Raw genomic sequence first — 17,584 nt, forward strand, 5'->3', positions numbered from 1 at the left:
CTCCGCTTCGCCCTTTGCGCGCTCTCTCGCCCGCTCACAGTCTCGCTGCTCGCCATCGGACTAGCGGTCGAACATTTGTACACAATCCACAAATAAATTGTTTTTAAGGCTGTAAACAACTTGCTATAGTCGATCTATTCTGACCGAGCAGACAGTTTCTTTCTGCTGATCAGAACGAGGCGCCGTGAAGCCCCGTGCAAGCCCATGACCGTATAAAAACAAATGGCAGGCTCTGATATGACCACGACCCGCAGCACAGACACCACGGCTCCGCCTGTGGCAAACAACGACCTCATCTACCAACTGCACGACACCCCCGCCTTTGCTCCGGCGATCTTCGCCGCGTTGCAACACGTACTGGCCAGTTTCGTTGGCATCATCACCCCTACCCTGATTGTCGGCGGCGTCCTCGGCCTCGGCGACTATGTGCCCTATCTGGTCAGCATGGCGCTGTTCGTATCCGGCCTCGGCACCTTTGTTCAGGCCAAGCGCATTGGCCCGGTCGGCTCCGGCCTGCTGTGCCTGCAGGGCACCAGCTTCGGTTTTCTCAGCGTGATTCTCAGCGCCGGGTTTATCGTCAAGGGCCGTGGCGGCAGCGAGGAGGAAATCCTCTCGACGATCTTTGGCGTGTGCTTCTGCGCAGCCTTCGTCGAGATCGCCTTCAGCCAGTTCATCAACAAGCTGCGCCGGGTGATCACCCCGGTCGTTACCGGCACCATCATCTGCCTGATGGGCTTGTCGCTGATCAAGGTGGCCATGACCGATATTGCCGGCGGTTACGGCGCGGCGGACCTGGGCGCCCTGCACCACTTGGGCCTTGGCGGTTTGGTGCTGGTCACCATTGTCATCCTCAACCGCTTCTCGTCCCAGGTGGTACGGCTGTCGGCTGTGATCATCGGCCTGGCACTGGGTTTTGCGGTGGCCTGGTTCACCGGCAAGGTGGATTTCGCCAACATGGCCCAGGTGCCGCTGATCAGCGTGCCGGTGCCGTTCAAATACGGCTTCAACTTCGACTGGGTGGCCTTTGTGCCCATCGCGGTGATCTTCCTGATCACCCCGCTGGAAACCGCCGGCGACCTGACGGCCAACTCGATCATTTCCAAGCAGCCGGTCAAGGGCCCGCTGTACATGCGTCGGATCAAATCCGGGGTGCTCGCCGATGGCTGCAACTCGGCAATAGCGGCGATGTTCAACAGCCTGCCGATGACCACCTTCAGCCAGAACAACGGCGTGATCCAGCTGACCGGCGTGGCCAGCCGCCACGTGGCCTTCTATATCGCCGGCATTCTGGTGTTGCTGGGCCTGTTCCCGGCGGTGGGCGCGGTGCTGCAGCTGATGCCGAAACCGGTACTCGGCGGCGCCACCCTGATCATGTTCGGCACTGTGGCCGTGGCGGGCATCAAGATCCTTACCGAAGCCGGCCTGCACCGTCGCAATGTGTTGATCGTGGCCATCTCCCTCGGCCTGGGCCTGGGTGTTGCCGCCGTACCGGAAGTGCTCTCGCAGATGCCCGATGCACTGAAGAACATCTTCGGGTCGCCCATCACCATCGGGGCCTTCAGCGCGATTTTGCTGAATATTTTCCTGCCGGAAGAGCATCTGGAACTCGAAGAAAACGACTACGACCCTGAAGCGCACCTGCACACCGTGCTGCAGACCCCCAAGGACGAAAGCGAGCTCCAGGCGCTCGAGCCCCTGAACGGCGCGCTGAATCCGGCCCCGCGAACCAACTAGCGCCCATGCCCCCCCCTTTTGCCGCACCTTGTAAGCCCTAACAATAAGGAAAACCCGATGAAGCTTAAGCACCTACCTCACTGCATCGCCCTGACTGCCGGCGTGCTTGCCAGCCAACAGGCCGCCGCCGGCGATTTGCTGCACTGGCAGAACAACAGCCTGACCTACCTGTATGGCCAGAACTTCAAGGTCGACCCGGAAATCCAGCAGACCCTGACCTTCGAGCACGTCAGCGGCTGGAGCGCCGGTGACCTGTTCGTGTTCGTCGACGGCATCAAGTACAACGGCGACGCCACCAACGGCGCCGGCGACAGCCATACCTTCTACGGCGAAATTTCGCCGCGGTTGAGCTTCGGCAAGCTGTTCGACAGCAAACTGGAAGTCGGCCCGATCAAGGACGTGCTGTTGGCGATGACCTACGAGTTCGGCGAAGACGATGTCGAGTCCTACCTGATCGGCCCGGGCTTCGACCTGGCTATTCCCGGCTTCGATTTCTTCTCCCTGAATTTCTACCATCGCCAGACCGATGGCGACCGCGACGGTGACGGCGTCTGGCAGATCACCCCGGCGTGGAGCTACACCATTCCGGTGGGCAAATCCGATATCGTCATCGACGGTTTCATGGATTGGGTGGTCGACAACGACGATACCTATCACGCTAACCTGCACTTCAACCCGCAGATCAAGTACGACCTCGGCAAAGCGCTGAACTGGGGCGAAAAGCAGCTCTATGTAGGCATCGAATACGACTACTGGAAGGACAAATACGGCATCGACGACGACAGCTTCCTGGGCGACGAAATCCTCGATGGCACCGATCAGAACACCGCCAGCCTGCTGGTGAAAGTGCACTTCTGATAAAAGCGCTGACAACCAGGTTTGGCTGGCAGCGTGTCGGCGCTGCTGGCTAAAACAAAAAGGGGGATGGCGCCTGGCGTCATCCCCCTTTTCTTTGCCTGGCTTATCCCTTTTTCAGGGCTAAGCGTGCTTAAAGCCCATACACGACAACGCCAGCTTTCGCTGGCGTTGTCGTAACAGCGATCAAGCCGATCAGCTGGCGCGAGCCATGTTACGCAGGGATTTAACCTGGTCATGGTTGCGTTGCACGCCTTGCAGCTGCTTCTCGACGACCATGCGTACCGAAGCAGGCAGGTCCTTTTCCAGTGCCTTCTTGTAGCTCTTCAGCGCTACGTCTTCGCCGCGCTCGCACTCATTGAGAATGGCTTCGTCGTCCTTGCCGGTGATCATGCTCTTCAGGTCAATCCAACGACGGTGCATGTCGCCGGCGACGCTGGTAGAGGTCTCCGGATCGCCACCAAGGTTGCGCACCAGCTGCTGCAGCTCACTGGCAGCGGCGGCGCATTCCTGGGCGCGCTGGTTGAACAGGGTTTTGAGCTGAACACTTTTGATGTCTTCAGCGCATTCACGGAAACCTTTCTCGCCGTCTTTGCTGGTTTCGATCAAATCGTTGAGTACCGAAACTACGTCTTTGTTATCCATCTCGTTTTCCTCTTCTCAGTCCATCTCAAGGCCAAGGGTCAGCCTGGCCCGCTCCAAGAAGTTGACTCACCGCTTTGCGCGAAGGTTCAGAGAATCTGCCGAGATGCAGGCCGAATCAGCGCACGGCGGCGCTGCCACCTCGGCCGTAGCGCCGATGAGCCGTGGCCTTAGCCGCCACTGGCATCTTTTTGCTGGCGACGCTTGAGCGAATCGACCTTCCACTGCTCCATGCCCATGTACTGTGAATCCAGATTCGCTTCGACTTGGTACTTGTCTTTCAGCGCGGCGATCTGGCTCTGCTGTTCGATCAGGAAGCGATCGAAGCGCTGCAGAAACTGCGCATGCTTGAGCGTCGACAGATGAAAGCTGCCTCGGCTGTGCGGCAGATTGGCGTCAAACACCAGCGCACCGGGCCGTGCGCGGATGTTGTCGAGGTAATGGGTCGCGACCACCACGTTGAAGTAAGCGCCATCGGTGTCCTTCTTCAAGGCCAGGCGGATCATCTGGCGCAGGTCGTCGCTGTAGGAAAGCTGGATCTGTTTGGCATCGATACGCTCCTGATAACCCCAGGGGGTCCAGCCGTTCACCAGCGCCAGGCGCTTGAGCTGGTCGATCGGCTGACCCTGGCGCTGCGGCGCGACCAGCACGCCATCGACATAGTCGACGATGCCGCGGCTGTAACTGAGCGTGGCGCCGACTTTCTGCTCCTTCGACCAGGTGTCGCTGTCCGGGTATTTGAAGTCGACCGCGCCATCAAGCAATGCGGGCAGCAGCTGGTCCACCGGCATGATCTTGTAGCTCAGCTCTACTCCGGTGGTAGCGGCAAACAGGTCGAACACCTCGCGGGCAAAGCCCTGGTACTGGCCTTGCTTGTCAATGCTGTAATGGGGTGCGAAATCCAGCCGCTCGACGCCGATCACATAGCTTTCGGCGCAAACACTGGTGGAACAGGCAAGGGCAAGCAAACTGCAGGCGTGTGAGTACTTCACAGCAAACCTCCGGGTGATGTGGAATCAGGATTTAGGGGCGTAGCGAGCTAGGTGTCGGATTAACCGCCGGTCATGCTCATGAACCTCACGACTTGCACCTGCTCGTCAGTTTCGAAGTGATGACGCTCCGGCTTCAGTTGCAGCGCGTCCAGCAAGGCATCGCGCAACCGCTGCGTATCGCCCGGATGGGCACGCATCAAGCCTTTCAGGTCCAGGGCATTTTCGTGGCCTAGGCACAGCACCAGCTTGCCTTCGGCGGTCACCCGCACGCGGTTGCAGTCGCCGCAGAAGTTATGGCTGTGGGGCGAGATGAAACCGATCTGGGTCGCGCTGCCTTGCACCTGCCAGTAACGCGACGGCCCCCCAGTGTGCTTGCTGCTGCGCACCAATGGGTGACGCTGTTCGATACGCTCGCGCACCTCATCGCTGGAGCAGAAGGTCTGCTCGCGCTGGTGGCTGGAGATGCTGCCCAGGGGCATTTCTTCGATAAAGCTGATATCGAGATCACGCGCCATGGCAAAGTCGACCAGGTCGATGACCTCGTCATCGTTGCGGCCTTTCTGCACCACGGTGTTGAGCTTGATCCGGCGGAAACCCGCAGCCCGCGCGGCATCGATGCCAGCCAGGACCTGATCGAGCTTGTCGCGGCGAGTGAACGCGGCAAAGCGCTCGCGCTGCAGGGAATCGAGGCTGACATTCAGACGCTTGACCCCAGCCGCGCGCAACTGTGGCGCCAGCTCGGCCAACTGCGAGCCGTTGGTGGTGATCGCCAGGTCTTCCAGCTCGCTGCGGGCCCCGAGGCGTTCGAGCAGGCTCAATAGATTCTTGCGTACCAGCGGCTCGCCGCCGGTGATGCGGATGCGCTTGACCCCCAGGCCAATGAACGCATCCGCCACGGTATAGAGCTCTTCGAGGCTGAGAATCTGCTCGCGCGGCGCAAATACCATGTCCTCGGTCATGCAATAGGTGCAACGGAAGTCGCACCTATCGGTGACCGATAACCTCAGGTAGGTAATGCGCCGACCGAAGGGGTCGACCAGTTGGGTACTTTGCACAACAGGTCTCCAGATGCTCCGCGAGCCGAGACGTTCAGGGTGAAACCGGCACGTTCGGATAGAAACAGAAAAACCAAACCATGTATACGACCGCTTGACCCCTGAGTCAGGTAGAACCGCCAGGCCTTGCAAACCGGCAGGTTGAGCGGTTTGCGAAGCCGGTGCTACCATGCCCCACCGCCGCCCTGGACGGGTGGCATAACGATGTGTCGAGGCTTATGAGCAGTATTCGCGAGCGCAACAAAGAGCTGATCCTGCGGGCGGCAAGCGAAGAGTTCGCCGACAAGGGCTTCGCCGCGAGCAAAACCAGTGACATTGCCGCCAAGGCGGGGCTGCCCAAGCCTAACGTCTACTACTACTTCAAATCAAAAGAGAATCTTTATCGCGAGGTGCTGGAGAGCATCATCGAGCCACTGCTCGCAGCATCCGCACCGTTCAACCAGCCCGGCCACCCGGCCGATGTACTGCGCGCCTACATCCGCTCGAAGATCCGCATCTCCCGCGACCTGCCTTTCGCCTCCAAGGTTTTCGCCAGTGAAATCATGCACGGCGCGCCGCACCTTTCCAGCGACCAGACCGAGCAACTGAACGCCCAGGCCAAGCACAACATTTCCTGCATCCAGCGCTGGATCGATCAGGGCCTGATCGCCAAGGTCGACCCGCACCATCTGATGTTCAGCATCTGGGCTGCCACGCAAACCTACGCCGACTTCGACTGGCAGATCGCCACCGTCACCGGTAAGGCCAGCCTCAGCGACGACGATTACGAAGCCGCCGCACAAACCATCATTCGGCTGGTCATTAAGGGCTGCGAGATCGAAGAGACCCACCCCAGCCCGTCAGAACAGGTCACCAACGCCTGAGCGGTACCGCCAAGCCGCCGTTACTGCAACAACCGCTAAGGCGCAACCCCGGCATCGGCAGTCATGCCCAGGGCCTGCAACGCACCGACCGCACACTGCTCATCGATGTCCGACGTGTCGCCGGTAATGCCCACCGCGCCGACCACATTACCCTGCCCATCGCGAATCAGCACGCCGCCTGGCGCCGGTATCAACTGCCCGTTGGCGAGGTTATTCACCGCACCGATAAACGCCGGCCGTTGTTGCGCATCGGCAGCAATGGCCCGCGACCCCTTGCCCAGCGCCAGCGCGCCCCATGCCTTGCCAATCGCGATTTGCGGGCGCAGCAGGCTGGCGCCGTCCTCGCGCTGCAGGCTGATCAGGTGACCGCCGCTATCCAGCACCGCAACGGTCAAGGGGGAGGCTGACAGCTCCCGGCCGATAGACAGTACGTGGCTGCTGATCCGCGTCGCGGTGTCCAGATTCAAGGTGTTCGAGCTCAAGGTGTTCAGGTTCAAGACGCTCATGCGTAGCCCTCCTCCAGGTCCGTAGAAAAAACAGGGCCAGCGACGCGTCATGACTCAAAAATGGCGCGGGGAAAGCCCACGCAAATTAAAGTACACAATAAATTTATTATTTAGTACATTTATTTTGTATTTTGTATACAAACAACTCAACCACCTTCCCAATAGCCGGGCGTGTTGTAGATGGCCTTCAGGTAATCGATGAAGAACCGCACCTTGGCGGGCAGGTAGCGTTGTTGCGGATACACCGCCTGGATGTCGTAGGCAGGCAAGGCGAATTCATCGAGCACGGTCACCAGTTGGCCACGTTTGAGTTCCGCCTGGATCTCCCACGTGGAGCGCCAGCCGATTCCCAGGCCCTGCTTGACCCAGTCAAAGAGGAGTTCGCCGTCATTGCAATCGAGATTGCCGGAAACCTTGACCGCAACCTGCTTGCCGTCGCGCAGGAAGGTCCAGCCCCGCTGCTGGCCGCCCTGCAGGTTGAACGCCAGACAGTTGTGCTGGGCCAGGTCCTCCAGACTGACGGGTGCCCCATGCTGCTTGAAGTAAGCCGGCGAGCCACAGACCACCCGGCGGTTAGGGAACAGCTTGAGCGCCACGTAGTTGGGGTCGGTGACCTCGCCAATACGGATGCCCATGTCATAGCCCTGACGCACCAGGTCGACGACGCTGTCAGTGAGGTTGAACGACAGCTTGAGGTCGGGAAAACGCGCCTGAAAAGCCGGCGCATGGGGCGCGATATGGCGTCGGCCGAACGCCGCTGGCGCCGACACCACCAGGTGCCCGCGCACCGAGTGGCCGCCCTGGGTGATGCTCGCATCGGCTTCTTCGAAATCACGCAGCAGGCCGCGTGCCCGCTCAAGGTACTGGTCACCCAGATCGGTCAGCGACAGGCCTCGCGTCGAGCGGTGCATCAGCTTCACGCCGAGGTGTCGCTCGAGCATGTCCAGCCGCCGCCCCATGACCACCGGAGTCACGCCCTCGACCAAAGCAGCCGCAGCAAAACTGCCGTGATCGGCCACCAGAACAAAACTGTGCAGTGCGGTGTAGCGGTCCATTCGATACTCCTGATATCGACAGAACTGAAGAATGCAGCAATTTACCCCAACAAGTCACTGCCCTCATGCTTTGGCCATGTAGAAAAAATATCGACTAAAGCCTGGAGGAATTTTTCATGGCGCGTATGAGAGCAATTGATGCGGCAGTGGCAGTAATGCGCAAGGAAGGCGTTGAAGTGGCGTTCGGGGTACCGGGTGCGGCGATCAACCCGATGTATTCCGCGCTGAAAGCGGACGGCAGCATTCGCCACATCCTGGCCCGTCACGTCGAGGGTGCCTCGCACATGGCCGAGGGTTATACCCGCGCCAAGGCCGGTAACATCGGCGTGTGCATCGGCACCTCCGGCCCGGCCGGTACCGACATGATCACCGGCTTGTATTCGGCTTCCGCCGATTCCATTCCGATTCTCTGCATCACCGGTCAGGCGCCGCGCGCTCGGCTGTACAAGGAAGATTTCCAGGCGGTGGACATCGAGTCGATCGCCAAGCCGGTGACCAAGTGGGCGGTTACCGTTCGCGAACCAGCGCTGGTGCCACGCGTGTTCCAGCAAGCATTCCATGTCATGCGCTCCGGCCGTCCCGGGCCGGTTCTGATCGACCTGCCGTTCGACGTGCAGATGGGTGAGATCGAATTCGACGTCGAAACTTACCAGCCGCTGCAGCCGTACAAGCCGGCGGCTAGCCGTGCGCAGATCGAAAAAGCCCTGCACATGCTCAACGTGGCCGAGCGCCCGTTGCTGGTGGCAGGTGGCGGTATCTACAACGCAGGCGCCGAGGCGCTGATGCTGCAATTCGCCGAGCTGGTGGGCGTACCCGTGGTGCCGACGCTGATGGGCTGGGGCTGCATCCCCGACGATCACCCGCTGATGGCTGGCATGGTCGGCTTGCAGACCAGCCACCGCTACGGCAACGCCACCATGCTGGCTTCAGACTTCGTTCTGGGCGTGGGTAACCGCTGGGCCAACCGGCACACCGGGTCGGTCGAGGTGTACACAAAAGATCGTAAATTTGTCCACGTCGATATCGAACCCACCCAGATCGGTCGCGTTTTCTCGCCGGATTTCGGCATCGTTTCCGATGCTGGCGCTGCCCTTGCGCTGTTCGTCGAAGTGGCCAGCGAGTGGAAAGCCGCGGGCCGCCTGAAGGACCGCAGCGCCTGGGTCGCCGACTGCCAGGAGCGCAAGCGCACCCTGCTGCGCAAGACCAATTTCGAAGACGTGCCGATGAAGCCGCAGCGCGTTTACCAGTGCATGAACAACGCGTTTGGCCAGGATGCCTGCTACGTCAGCACCATTGGTCTGTCGCAGATCGCCGGCGCGCAGTTCCTGCACGTGTACAAGCCGCGCCACTGGATCAACTGCGGCCAGGCCGGCCCGCTTGGCTGGACCATTCCCGCCGCGCTGGGCGTACGGGTTGCCGATCCGACGCGCAAGATCGTTGCGCTGTCCGGCGACTACGACTTCCAGTTCATGATTGAGGAACTGGCGGTGGGCGCGCAGTTCAAGCTGCCGTACATCCACATCCTGGTGAACAACGCCTACCTGGGCCTGATTCGTCAGAGCCAGCGCGGTTTCGACATGGATTACTGCGTACAGCTGGCCTTCGACAACATCAACTCGGAGGAAATCGCGAACTACGGTGTCGACCACATCGCCGTGGTCGAGGGCCTGGGCTGCAAGGCCATCCGCGTTCGCAGCCAGGCGGAATTGCGTCCGGCCATCGATCAGGCGGAGGCCTGGATGGCCGAGCACCAGGTTCCGGTGGTGATCGAAATCATCCTGGAGCGGGTGACCAACATCGCCATGGGTACCGAGATCGACGCCATCAACGAATTCGAGGCGCTGGCCACCATCCGCGAGGATGCCCCGACCGCCATCATGCCGCTGGATTGAACCGAAGGGTGCGCATGCCACAACGCTAAACGCGCACCCTACGTAGTGTGTGCCATGCGCACCACAACGCCCACTTCTTTACGCAACCGAGGAATGCTTTATGCCCCGTTTTGCCGCCAACCTGTCCATGCTGTTCACCGAAGTGGATTTCATGGACCGCTTCGCCGCCGCTGCCGACGCAGGCTTCACTGGTGTCGAGTACCTGTTCCCCTACGACTTCGCGGCCGAGGACATCAAGGCTCGCCTGCAACTCAACAAGCTCGAGCAGGTGCTGTTCAACCTGCCCGCCGGCGACTGGGCCAAGGGTGAACGCGGTATCGCCTGCCACCCGGACCGGGTCGAGGAATTTCGCGCCGGGGTCGACACCGCCATCGCTTACGCCAAGATTCTGGGCAACACCCAGATCAACTGCCTGGCCGGTATCCGCCCGCAGGGCCTGGATTGCGCGACCGTCGAGCAAACCTTCGTCGACAACCTCAAGTTTGCCGCCGGCAAACTCGAAGCCGCCGGCATCAAGCTGGTCATGGAAATGATCAACACCCGCGACATTCCCGGCTTCTACCTGAACACCACCCAGCAGGCGCTGGATATCCGCGAGAAAGTCGGTAGCAGCAATCTGTACCTGCAATACGACATCTACCACATGCAAATCATGGAGGGCGATCTCGCCCGCACCGTCGAAGCCAACCTGGCCGTGATCAACCACGTGCAACTCGCTGACAACCCGGGCCGCAACGAGCCGGGCACCGGCGAGATCAACTACCGCTTCCTGTTCGCACACCTGGACCGCATCGGCTACCAGGGCTGGATCGGCTGCGAATACAAGCCCGCCACCACCACCGCTGCCGGCCTTGGCTGGATGAAAGCGCACAACGCAATCTGAGGAGACTCTACTCATGGCTAAAATCGGATTTATCGGCACCGGCATCATGGGCAAGCCCATGGCGCAGAACCTGCAGAAAGCCGGGCACACCCTGTTCTTCTCCGAGCACTTCGAGAAGGCTCCGGCCGAGCTGATCGGCGACAACGGCATCGGCCTGGCCAACCCGCGCGAGGTGGCGCAGGAAGCCGAGTTCATCATCGTCATGGTGCCGGATACCCCACAGGTTGAAGACGTGCTGTTCCGCAAGGACGGCGTCGCCGAAGGCGTTGGCGCCGGCAAAGTCGTCATCGACATGAGCTCGATCTCCCCTACCGCCACCAAGGTCTTTGCCGAGAAGATCAAGGCGACCGGTGCTGCCTACCTGGACGCCCCGGTGTCTGGTGGTGAAGTCGGTGCCAAAGCGGCGACCCTGTCGATCATGATCGGCGGCTGCCCGAATGCCTTCGAACGCGCGCTGCCGCTGTTCCAGGCGATGGGCAAGAACATCACCCGCGTCGGCGGTAACGGTGACGGACAGACGGCCAAGGTGGCCAACCAGATCATCGTTGCGCTGAACATCCAGGCAGTGGCCGAAGCGCTGCTGTTCGCCGCCAAGAATGGCGCCGATCCAGCCAAGGTGCGTGAAGCGCTGATGGGCGGCTTCGCCGGCTCGAAGATTCTCGAAGTGCACGGCGAGCGCATGATCAAGGGCACCTTCGATCCTGGCTTCCGCATCAGCCTGCACCAGAAGGACCTCAATCTGGCCCTCGCTGGCGCCAAGGAGCTGGGCCTCAACCTGCCCAACACCGCCAATGCCCAGCAGGTGTTCAGCACCTGCGCGGCCATCGGTGGCAGCAACTGGGACCACTCGGCGCTGATCAAGGGCCTGGAGCACATGGCCAACTTCAACATCCGCGGCGAGTAATTACCGCGGTGTGCATGGCGCACCCTACGGATCGCAATACCGTAGGGTGCGCCGCGCGCACCACCAATCACGCTCAACCCGAGGGTGCGCAACAAGCACCAAGCATCACGCTCCATGCCCCGGCATGGAACCCTTTCGATCTGCCCGGCAGGCGGTGTCACGGCCTGCAGGCCGGGTGGGTCGATTCTAGTGCGCAGCGTCCTGTCTCAGGATGCTGCGCACTAGAATCGAAGTTGATCCAGACCAAGAGAGATCACCATGTCCATCGAGCCGTCTTTCGACCCAACGTCTCTGCTGCGCGAACTGTTCGCCAGCGCCATCGACGCCGCCCATCCGCGCCAGGTGCTGGCCGATTACCTGCCGGCCGATCGCAGCGGCCGGGTCATCGTCATCGGTGCCGGCAAGGCTGCTGCGGCCATGGCCGAAGTGATCGAGCAGGAATGGCAAGGCGACGTCTCCGGCCTGGTGGTAACCCGTTACGAACACGGCGCCAACTGCCAGAAGATCGAAGTAGTCGAAGCCGCCCATCCGGTGCCGGACGACGCCGGCGAGCGGGTCGCCCGCCGCGTGCTGGAGCTGGTCAGCAACCTGAGCGAAAGCGACCGGGTGATCTTTCTGCTCTCGGGCGGCGGTTCGTCGCTGCTCGCCCTGCCCGCCGAAGGCATCAGCCTCAAGGACAAGCAGGCGGTCAACAAGGCGTTGCTGAAATCCGGCGCGACCATTGGCGAAATGAATTGCGTGCGCAAGCACCTGTCGGCGATCAAGGGCGGCCGCCTGGCCAAGGCCAGCTGGCCGGCCAGCGTCTACACCTACGCGATCTCCGACGTACCGGGCGACGAGGCCACGGTGATCGCCTCCGGTCCGACCGTCGCGGACCCCACTACCTCTGCTCAGGCCCTGGCGATCCTCGCCCGCTACCAGATCGAGACGCCGGCCAACGTACGCGCCTGGCTGCAGAACCCCGCCTCGGAAACGGTCAAGCCGGGCGACCCCTGCCTGACCCGCAGCCATTTCCAGTTGATCGCCACGCCGCAGCAGTCGCTGCAGGCCGCGGCCGACAAGGCTGAAGCGGCCGGCTTCGCCACGTTGATCCTCGGCGACCTGGAAGGCGAATCCCGGGAAGTGGCCAAGGTCCACGCCGGCATCGCTCGGCAGGTCGTGCTGCACGGTCAGCCGATCAAACCACCCTGCGTGATCCTCTCCGGCGGCGAAACCACGGTCACCGTACGCGGCAACGGCCGCGGCGGGCGCAACGCCGAGTTCCTGCTGAGCCTGACCGACAGCCTCAAGGGCCTGGCGGGCGTTTATGCCCTGGCCGGCGACACCGATGGCATCGACGGCTCGGAAGACAACGCCGGCGCTCTGATGACCCCGGACAGCTATGCCCGCGCCAGCGCCAAGGGCCTGAGCAGCAGCGACGAGCTGGACAACAACAACGGCTATGGCTACTTCGCGGCGCTGGACGACTTGATCGTCACCGGCCCGACCCGTACCAACGTCAACGATTTCCGCGCCATTTTGATTCTCGAAGGTTCTGCCAAATGACCCCTGACAAGAAAGTGAAGATTCTCGCCACCCTCGGCCCGGCGATCAAAACCGTCGATGACATTCGCCAGTTGGTCGAGGCTGGGGTCAACCTGTTCCGCCTCAATTTCAGCCACGGCGAGCATGCCGACCACGCCCAGCGCTACACCTGGGTGCGTGAAGTGGAAAAGCAGCTGAACACCCCGATCGGCATCCTCACGGACCTGCAAGGGCCGAAACTGCGAGTCGGCCGTTTTGCCGAGGGCAAGGTCAACCTGCAGCGTGGCCAGCAGCTGCGTCTGGACCTGGACAGCACGCCGGGCGATGCGCAGCGGGTCAACCTGCCGCACCCGGAAATCATCGAAGCGCTGCAGCCCGGCATGAGCCTCTTGCTCGACGATGGTCGCCTGCGCCTGCAAGTGCTCAGCAAGCAGGCGGACGCGGTGATCACGGAGGTGATCGCGGGCGGCGAGCTGTCCGACCGCAAGGGCGTCAACGTGCCAGAAGCGGTACTGCAACTGTCGCCGCTGACGGAGAAGGATCGCCGCGACCTGAGCTTCGGCCTGGAGCTGGGCGTGGATTGGGTGGCGCTGTCGTTCGTCCAGCGCCCTGAGGACATCATTGAGGCGCGCGAACTGATCCAGGGCAAGGCCTTGCTGATGGCCAAGATCGAGAAGCCTTCGGCGTTGCAGCACCTGGAAGAAATCGCCCGCCTGTGCGACGCGATCATGGTCGCTCGTGGCGACCTGGGCGTAGAAGTGCCGGCGGAAAACGTGCCGCGCATCCAGAAGGACATCATCCGCACCTGCCGCCAGCTGGGCCGGCCGGTGGTGGTGGCGACGCAGATGCTCGAATCCATGCGCTTCTCCCCGGCACCGACCCGCGCCGAGGTTACCGACGTGGCCAACGCCGTGGCCGAAGGCGCCGACGCGGTAATGCTGTCGGCCGAGACGGCCTCGGGCGACTACCCGCTGGAAGCCGTGCAGATGATGAGCAAGATCATCCGTCAGGTGGAAAACGGCCCGGACTTCCAGGCGCAGCTGAACGTCAGCCGCCCGCAGGCCGAAGCCACCGCGTCCGACGCGATCAGCTGCGCGATTCGCCGCATCAGCTCGATCCTGCCGGTGGCGGTGCTGGTCAACTACACCGAGTCCGGCGCCTCCAGCCTGCGCGCATCGCGTGAACGGCCGAAAGCGCCGATCCTCAGCCTGACGCCGAGCCTGCGCACTGCGCGCGGCCTGAGCGTGGCCTGGGGCGTCTATTCAGTGATCAATGCGCCGCTGACCAAGGTCGAGGAAATCACCAGCACCGCCGTGCAGATCGCCCAGGACCAGGGTATGGCCAAACGCGGCGATACCCTGGTGATTACCGCCGGCGTACCGCTCGGCCAGTCCGGCAGCACCAACAGCCTGCGCATCGAAATGCTGCACTGACCGTGTGCAACCGATAACCGGGGCCGGCTGCATCACGCAGCCGGTGCCCAGCGTTTGGGCGTCCACTAAACCCCTAGTGGGCGTCTATTTTTATTCAGGATCAGTTGCATGCGGTTGCCCTCGTTGCCGACGCTTACCGCGCTGCTGAACGGCGTCAGCCAGATATTCCTGCAACGCCATCGCGGTTGCGGGTTGCTGGTGCTGCTGGCCATCGCGCTCGGCGCGCCGTCACTGCTGGCCGGCGGTCTGCTCGGCGGCCTGGCCGCGATTGGCGTTGCCCGGTGCTGCGGTTATGTCGATGACGACATCGCGGCCGGGCTGTATAGCTACAACGGCATCCTGCTGGGATTGCTGATGCCGGCGTGGTTTGGCTGGACGGCCTGGACGCCGCTGCTGGTCGCCAGCACCGCGGGCCTTTCGACGCCGTTGGTGGGCTGCTGGATGCAGCGAATGCGCAGCCATCAGTGGCTGCCAGCTTTCACTACACCCTTCGTGCTGTCGAGCTGGCTGCTGGCGTACTGGCTGGCGCCGCTATCAGCGCCAACCGCTGCGCTGTCGAGTGGTCTGGACGGAATCGGCTTGCTGAGCGCGACGCTGAGCGGGCTGGGCCAGGTGGTGTTTCTGCCCGGCCCGCTGCCTGGCCTGTGCGTGGCGCTCGGCCTGCTGCTCGCCGATCGCCGCGCGGCGTGCTGGGCGATTCTTGGCTCGGCGCTCGGGTTGTTACTGGCACTGCATCAGTACGGCTCCAGCCCACAGGCGGCGCTTGGCCTGTATGGCTACAACGCGGTATTGGCCGCCATCGCTTTGAGCCAGACCTACCGCAAGCCCTGGGCACCACTGCTCGGTGCCAGCCTGGCGGTGCTGTTGCAGCCAGGTTTCGCCGCCGTCGGCCTGCCGGCACTGACCATGCCCTTTATCCTCGCCTGTTGGCTGGTCAAAGCCAGCCATACCCTGCTGGTGCACGCCGCCGCTCAGTGCGCGCCGGGCGCGGCGCAGGCGCACAAGCGCTTGCGTCCGTGCGGCAAAACTTCCTAGGCTGTCGGGCAAACGGGCCGTTGCGCCCACCTCGCAGAACAGGAACCCCAGAGCCATATGGATAACCCAGCCAGCTGGCGCGAACGCCTCTACATCATCATCTTCTACACCAACACTCCGGCCGGCCAGCGCTTCGATCGCTACCTGCTGCTGGTGATCATGGCCAGCCTGATAGTGGTGATGCTGGAAAGCGTAAGCAGCGTGAACAGCCAGTACGGCGAGCTGCTGAACATCTTGGAGTGGGGCTTCACCCTGCTGTTCGCCGTCGAATACCTGGTACGCCTGTATTGCGCGCCAAAACCGCTGCGCTATGCCTTCAGCTTCTACGGCCTTATCGACCTGCTCGCGGTGTTGCCCGCATTTCTTGCGCTGTTGTTCCCCGAGGCGGGTTATCTGCTGATCGTGCGGGTGATCCGCATGCTGCGCATCTTCCGCGTGCTCAAGCTCACCCCTTACCTCAGTCAGGCGAATTTCCTGCTGGTGGCGCTGCGTGGCAGCAAGCAGAAGATCGTGGTCTTCCTGCTCAGTGTCAGCACCATGGTGGTGGTCTACGGCACCTTGATGTACGTGATCGAGGGCCCGCAGCACGGCTTTACCAGCATCCCGAAAAGCATCTACTGGGCAGTGGTGACGCTGACCACGGTCGGCTACGGCGATATGGTGCCCAGTACCCCACTGGGCCAGCTGGTGTCGACCCTGGTGATGATCACCGGCTATTCGATCATCGCGGTACCCACCGGCATCTTCACCGCAGAGCTGGCCAACGCCATGCGCAGCGAAGGGCAAACCAGCCACGCCTGCCCCAACTGCAATAAAAGCCCCCATGAAGTCGCTGCAGCGTTCTGCAACCGCTGTGGCCGTGCGCTGTTCGCGGCCAAGCCAGCACCGGCAGATGACAAAGCGCCGTCCTGACGCTTACGCGTACAGCAGGTCAGAACCTAGGTTTATCTGCAAGATCGGCGAAATGTAGGGCGAACATGCCGAAGGCTTGTCCGCCGTCTGCGCCGTCATTGGCGGACAACGCTTCGCAATGTCCACCCGACGCTCGCTGCGTGGCTCGGATGCAACCCGTTCTGCCGCCCTCACCTCGCAAACGCCCTCGCCTTACCCCAACCCCGGCAAAAAAGCGGTCGAACCCCAGCGGCGATTCGGCAGTCACACACTGAGGACGGGCCCTGGCCCAGGAACTTCGGTGCGCATGCGTGCCGGCCATGGAGAGCGCGCATGCCTCTACTGAAACTGCTGCATTTCACCGCGCTGATCTGCTGGTGCGGCACCCTGCTTTACCTGCCGGCCCTGATTGCCGCGGGTACCCGCAGCAGCGAAACACTGTTCTACCGCGACCACGCCCACCTGACCCGCATGGTCTTCACGCTGATCGCCACGCCCTCGGCGCTGGTGGCCATTGGTTCCGGCACCGCACTGTTCATGCGCGACCTGATTTTCGATCCCTGGCTGATCGTCAAGCTCACGGCGGTCGCGGGCATGGTGATGTGCCACGCCCTGTGCGGGGTGCTGGTCCTGCGCATCGAACGCTACCCGGAACGCTCCCTGACCCGCCAATGCGTGCTGATCAGCGTGCTCACGGTTGCGTTGATCACCGCCACGCTCTGGCTGGTTCTCGCCAAGCCCTCGTTCTGACAAGGAAATCGACGCTGCCCATGAAAGTTCGCCACCTCAGCGCCGCCCGGTCTGGCTCAGACGTCCAGGTCCACGCCGACCGCTTGTTCGTAAACCAGCCGCCCGCCCAGGTATGCGGCGAGGCCGATCAGCCCGGCGGTCAGCAACGACAAGTAAAAGCACCAGCGCTCCATGCCCTGCTCCGGTCCCTGGTAGCGCAGCAGCCAGTTCAGCGAGGCCAGCGACAGCATCATCACGGCGATGATGGCGTGACACCAGGCGGTGATCTTCAGGCGGATGCGTTCCACCGAAAGCAGATCAACCAGGCCGGCGAGGCTCGCCACCCAGCCGCCCAGGGAGCCGATGCCGGCCAGCCAGAGACTGGCGCGCACCCAGAACTGGTCACCGGTCCAGAAGTAGGCGAAGTCGCTGCCGACCAAGCCAAGCAAGGCTGCCACCGGAAAGTGGATCATCATCGGGTGCAACGGGTGGCCGGCAATGGCCGCGCGGCTGACGATGGATTCGTGGTCCTGGGCCATCCGGGCTTCCTCGGTAATGGGACTGATGCAACGCCGCGCCGCAAACGCAGCG

The 17,584-nt window shown here is 62.3% G+C and carries 17 protein-coding genes; 11 read left to right on the forward strand and 6 right to left on the reverse strand.

Annotated features, from left to right (window positions below):
* Window positions 1-222 precede the first annotated feature (222 nt).
* Window positions 223-1,734: a nucleobase:cation symporter-2 family protein gene (locus tag ACX0MV_RS09350; RefSeq protein WP_458982219.1), complete on the forward strand. Its 1,512-nt coding sequence runs from the start codon at window positions 223-225 to the stop codon at window positions 1,732-1,734.
* Between the two features lie 57 nt (window positions 1,735-1,791).
* Window positions 1,792-2,592, forward strand: a complete 801-nt coding sequence (locus ACX0MV_RS09355) for an outer membrane protein OmpK (protein WP_458982220.1) — start codon at window positions 1,792-1,794, stop codon at window positions 2,590-2,592.
* Between the two features lie 192 nt (window positions 2,593-2,784).
* Here ACX0MV_RS09355 and ACX0MV_RS09360 read toward each other — a convergent pair whose 3' ends face one another.
* The 3 genes from ACX0MV_RS09360 to moaA form a co-directional block, all read right to left on the reverse strand.
* Complete coding sequence (locus ACX0MV_RS09360; protein WP_458982221.1) at window positions 2,785-3,234, reverse strand: PA2169 family four-helix-bundle protein; 450 nt, start codon at window positions 3,232-3,234, stop codon at window positions 2,785-2,787.
* A gap of 167 nt (window positions 3,235-3,401) precedes the next feature.
* Complete coding sequence (locus ACX0MV_RS09365) at window positions 3,402-4,223, reverse strand: transporter substrate-binding domain-containing protein (RefSeq protein ID WP_458982222.1); 822 nt, start codon at window positions 4,221-4,223, stop codon at window positions 3,402-3,404.
* Window positions 4,224-4,282: 59 nt separating this feature from the next.
* Complete coding sequence (moaA, locus tag ACX0MV_RS09370; RefSeq protein WP_458982223.1) at window positions 4,283-5,278, reverse strand: GTP 3',8-cyclase MoaA; 996 nt, start codon at window positions 5,276-5,278, stop codon at window positions 4,283-4,285.
* Window positions 5,279-5,496: 218 nt separating this feature from the next.
* Here moaA and ACX0MV_RS09375 point away from each other — a divergent pair, with 218 nt between their 5' ends.
* Window positions 5,497-6,141, forward strand: coding sequence for a TetR/AcrR family transcriptional regulator (locus ACX0MV_RS09375; protein ID WP_458982224.1), 645 nt, complete (start codon window positions 5,497-5,499; stop codon window positions 6,139-6,141).
* Between the two features lie 35 nt (window positions 6,142-6,176).
* On the opposite strand, the gene ACX0MV_RS09380 is transcribed toward ACX0MV_RS09375, so the two are convergent.
* Window positions 6,177-6,647, reverse strand: coding sequence for a GlcG/HbpS family heme-binding protein (locus ACX0MV_RS09380; protein WP_458982225.1), 471 nt, complete (start codon window positions 6,645-6,647; stop codon window positions 6,177-6,179).
* Window positions 6,648-6,793: 146 nt separating this feature from the next.
* Window positions 6,794-7,702, reverse strand: a complete 909-nt coding sequence (locus tag ACX0MV_RS09385; protein WP_458982226.1) for a LysR family transcriptional regulator — start codon at window positions 7,700-7,702, stop codon at window positions 6,794-6,796.
* A gap of 116 nt (window positions 7,703-7,818) precedes the next feature.
* Between ACX0MV_RS09385 and gcl the strand changes: the two genes are divergently transcribed.
* From gcl to ACX0MV_RS09425, 8 genes are all read left to right on the forward strand, one after another.
* Complete coding sequence (gcl, locus tag ACX0MV_RS09390) at window positions 7,819-9,594, forward strand: glyoxylate carboligase (protein ID WP_458982227.1); 1,776 nt, start codon at window positions 7,819-7,821, stop codon at window positions 9,592-9,594.
* Between the two features lie 100 nt (window positions 9,595-9,694).
* Window positions 9,695-10,477, forward strand: coding sequence for a hydroxypyruvate isomerase (hyi, locus tag ACX0MV_RS09395; RefSeq protein WP_458982228.1), 783 nt, complete (start codon window positions 9,695-9,697; stop codon window positions 10,475-10,477).
* A gap of 13 nt (window positions 10,478-10,490) precedes the next feature.
* Window positions 10,491-11,381 (forward strand): 2-hydroxy-3-oxopropionate reductase, encoded by an 891-nt coding sequence (locus ACX0MV_RS09400; protein ID WP_458982229.1) that lies wholly within the window; start codon window positions 10,491-10,493, stop codon window positions 11,379-11,381.
* 258 nt (window positions 11,382-11,639) lie between these two features.
* Window positions 11,640-12,926, forward strand: coding sequence for a glycerate kinase type-2 family protein (locus ACX0MV_RS09405; protein ID WP_458982230.1), 1,287 nt, complete (start codon window positions 11,640-11,642; stop codon window positions 12,924-12,926).
* Window positions 12,923-14,338, forward strand: coding sequence for a pyruvate kinase (pyk, locus tag ACX0MV_RS09410; RefSeq protein WP_458982231.1), 1,416 nt, complete (start codon window positions 12,923-12,925; stop codon window positions 14,336-14,338). Before ACX0MV_RS09405 ends, pyk begins: the two co-directional genes overlap by 4 nt.
* Window positions 14,339-14,446: 108 nt before the next feature.
* Window positions 14,447-15,373: an urea transporter gene (locus tag ACX0MV_RS09415; protein ID WP_458982232.1), complete on the forward strand. Its 927-nt coding sequence runs from the start codon at window positions 14,447-14,449 to the stop codon at window positions 15,371-15,373.
* A gap of 57 nt (window positions 15,374-15,430) precedes the next feature.
* Complete coding sequence (locus ACX0MV_RS09420) at window positions 15,431-16,285, forward strand: ion transporter (protein ID WP_458982233.1); 855 nt, start codon at window positions 15,431-15,433, stop codon at window positions 16,283-16,285.
* 312 nt (window positions 16,286-16,597) lie between these two features.
* Entirely contained in the window at window positions 16,598-17,014 is a 417-nt protein-coding gene (locus ACX0MV_RS09425) for a CopD family protein (RefSeq protein ID WP_458982234.1), read from the forward strand.
* 56 nt (window positions 17,015-17,070) lie between these two features.
* Here the strand turns inward: ACX0MV_RS09425 and ACX0MV_RS09430 are convergent, their stop codons facing one another.
* On the reverse strand, window positions 17,071-17,532 hold the full coding sequence (locus ACX0MV_RS09430) for a DUF2231 domain-containing protein (RefSeq protein WP_458982235.1): 462 nt from the start codon (window positions 17,530-17,532) through the stop codon (window positions 17,071-17,073).
* Window positions 17,533-17,584 lie beyond the last annotated feature (52 nt).

This window comes from Pseudomonas cistanchae (genome assembly GCF_054483635.1).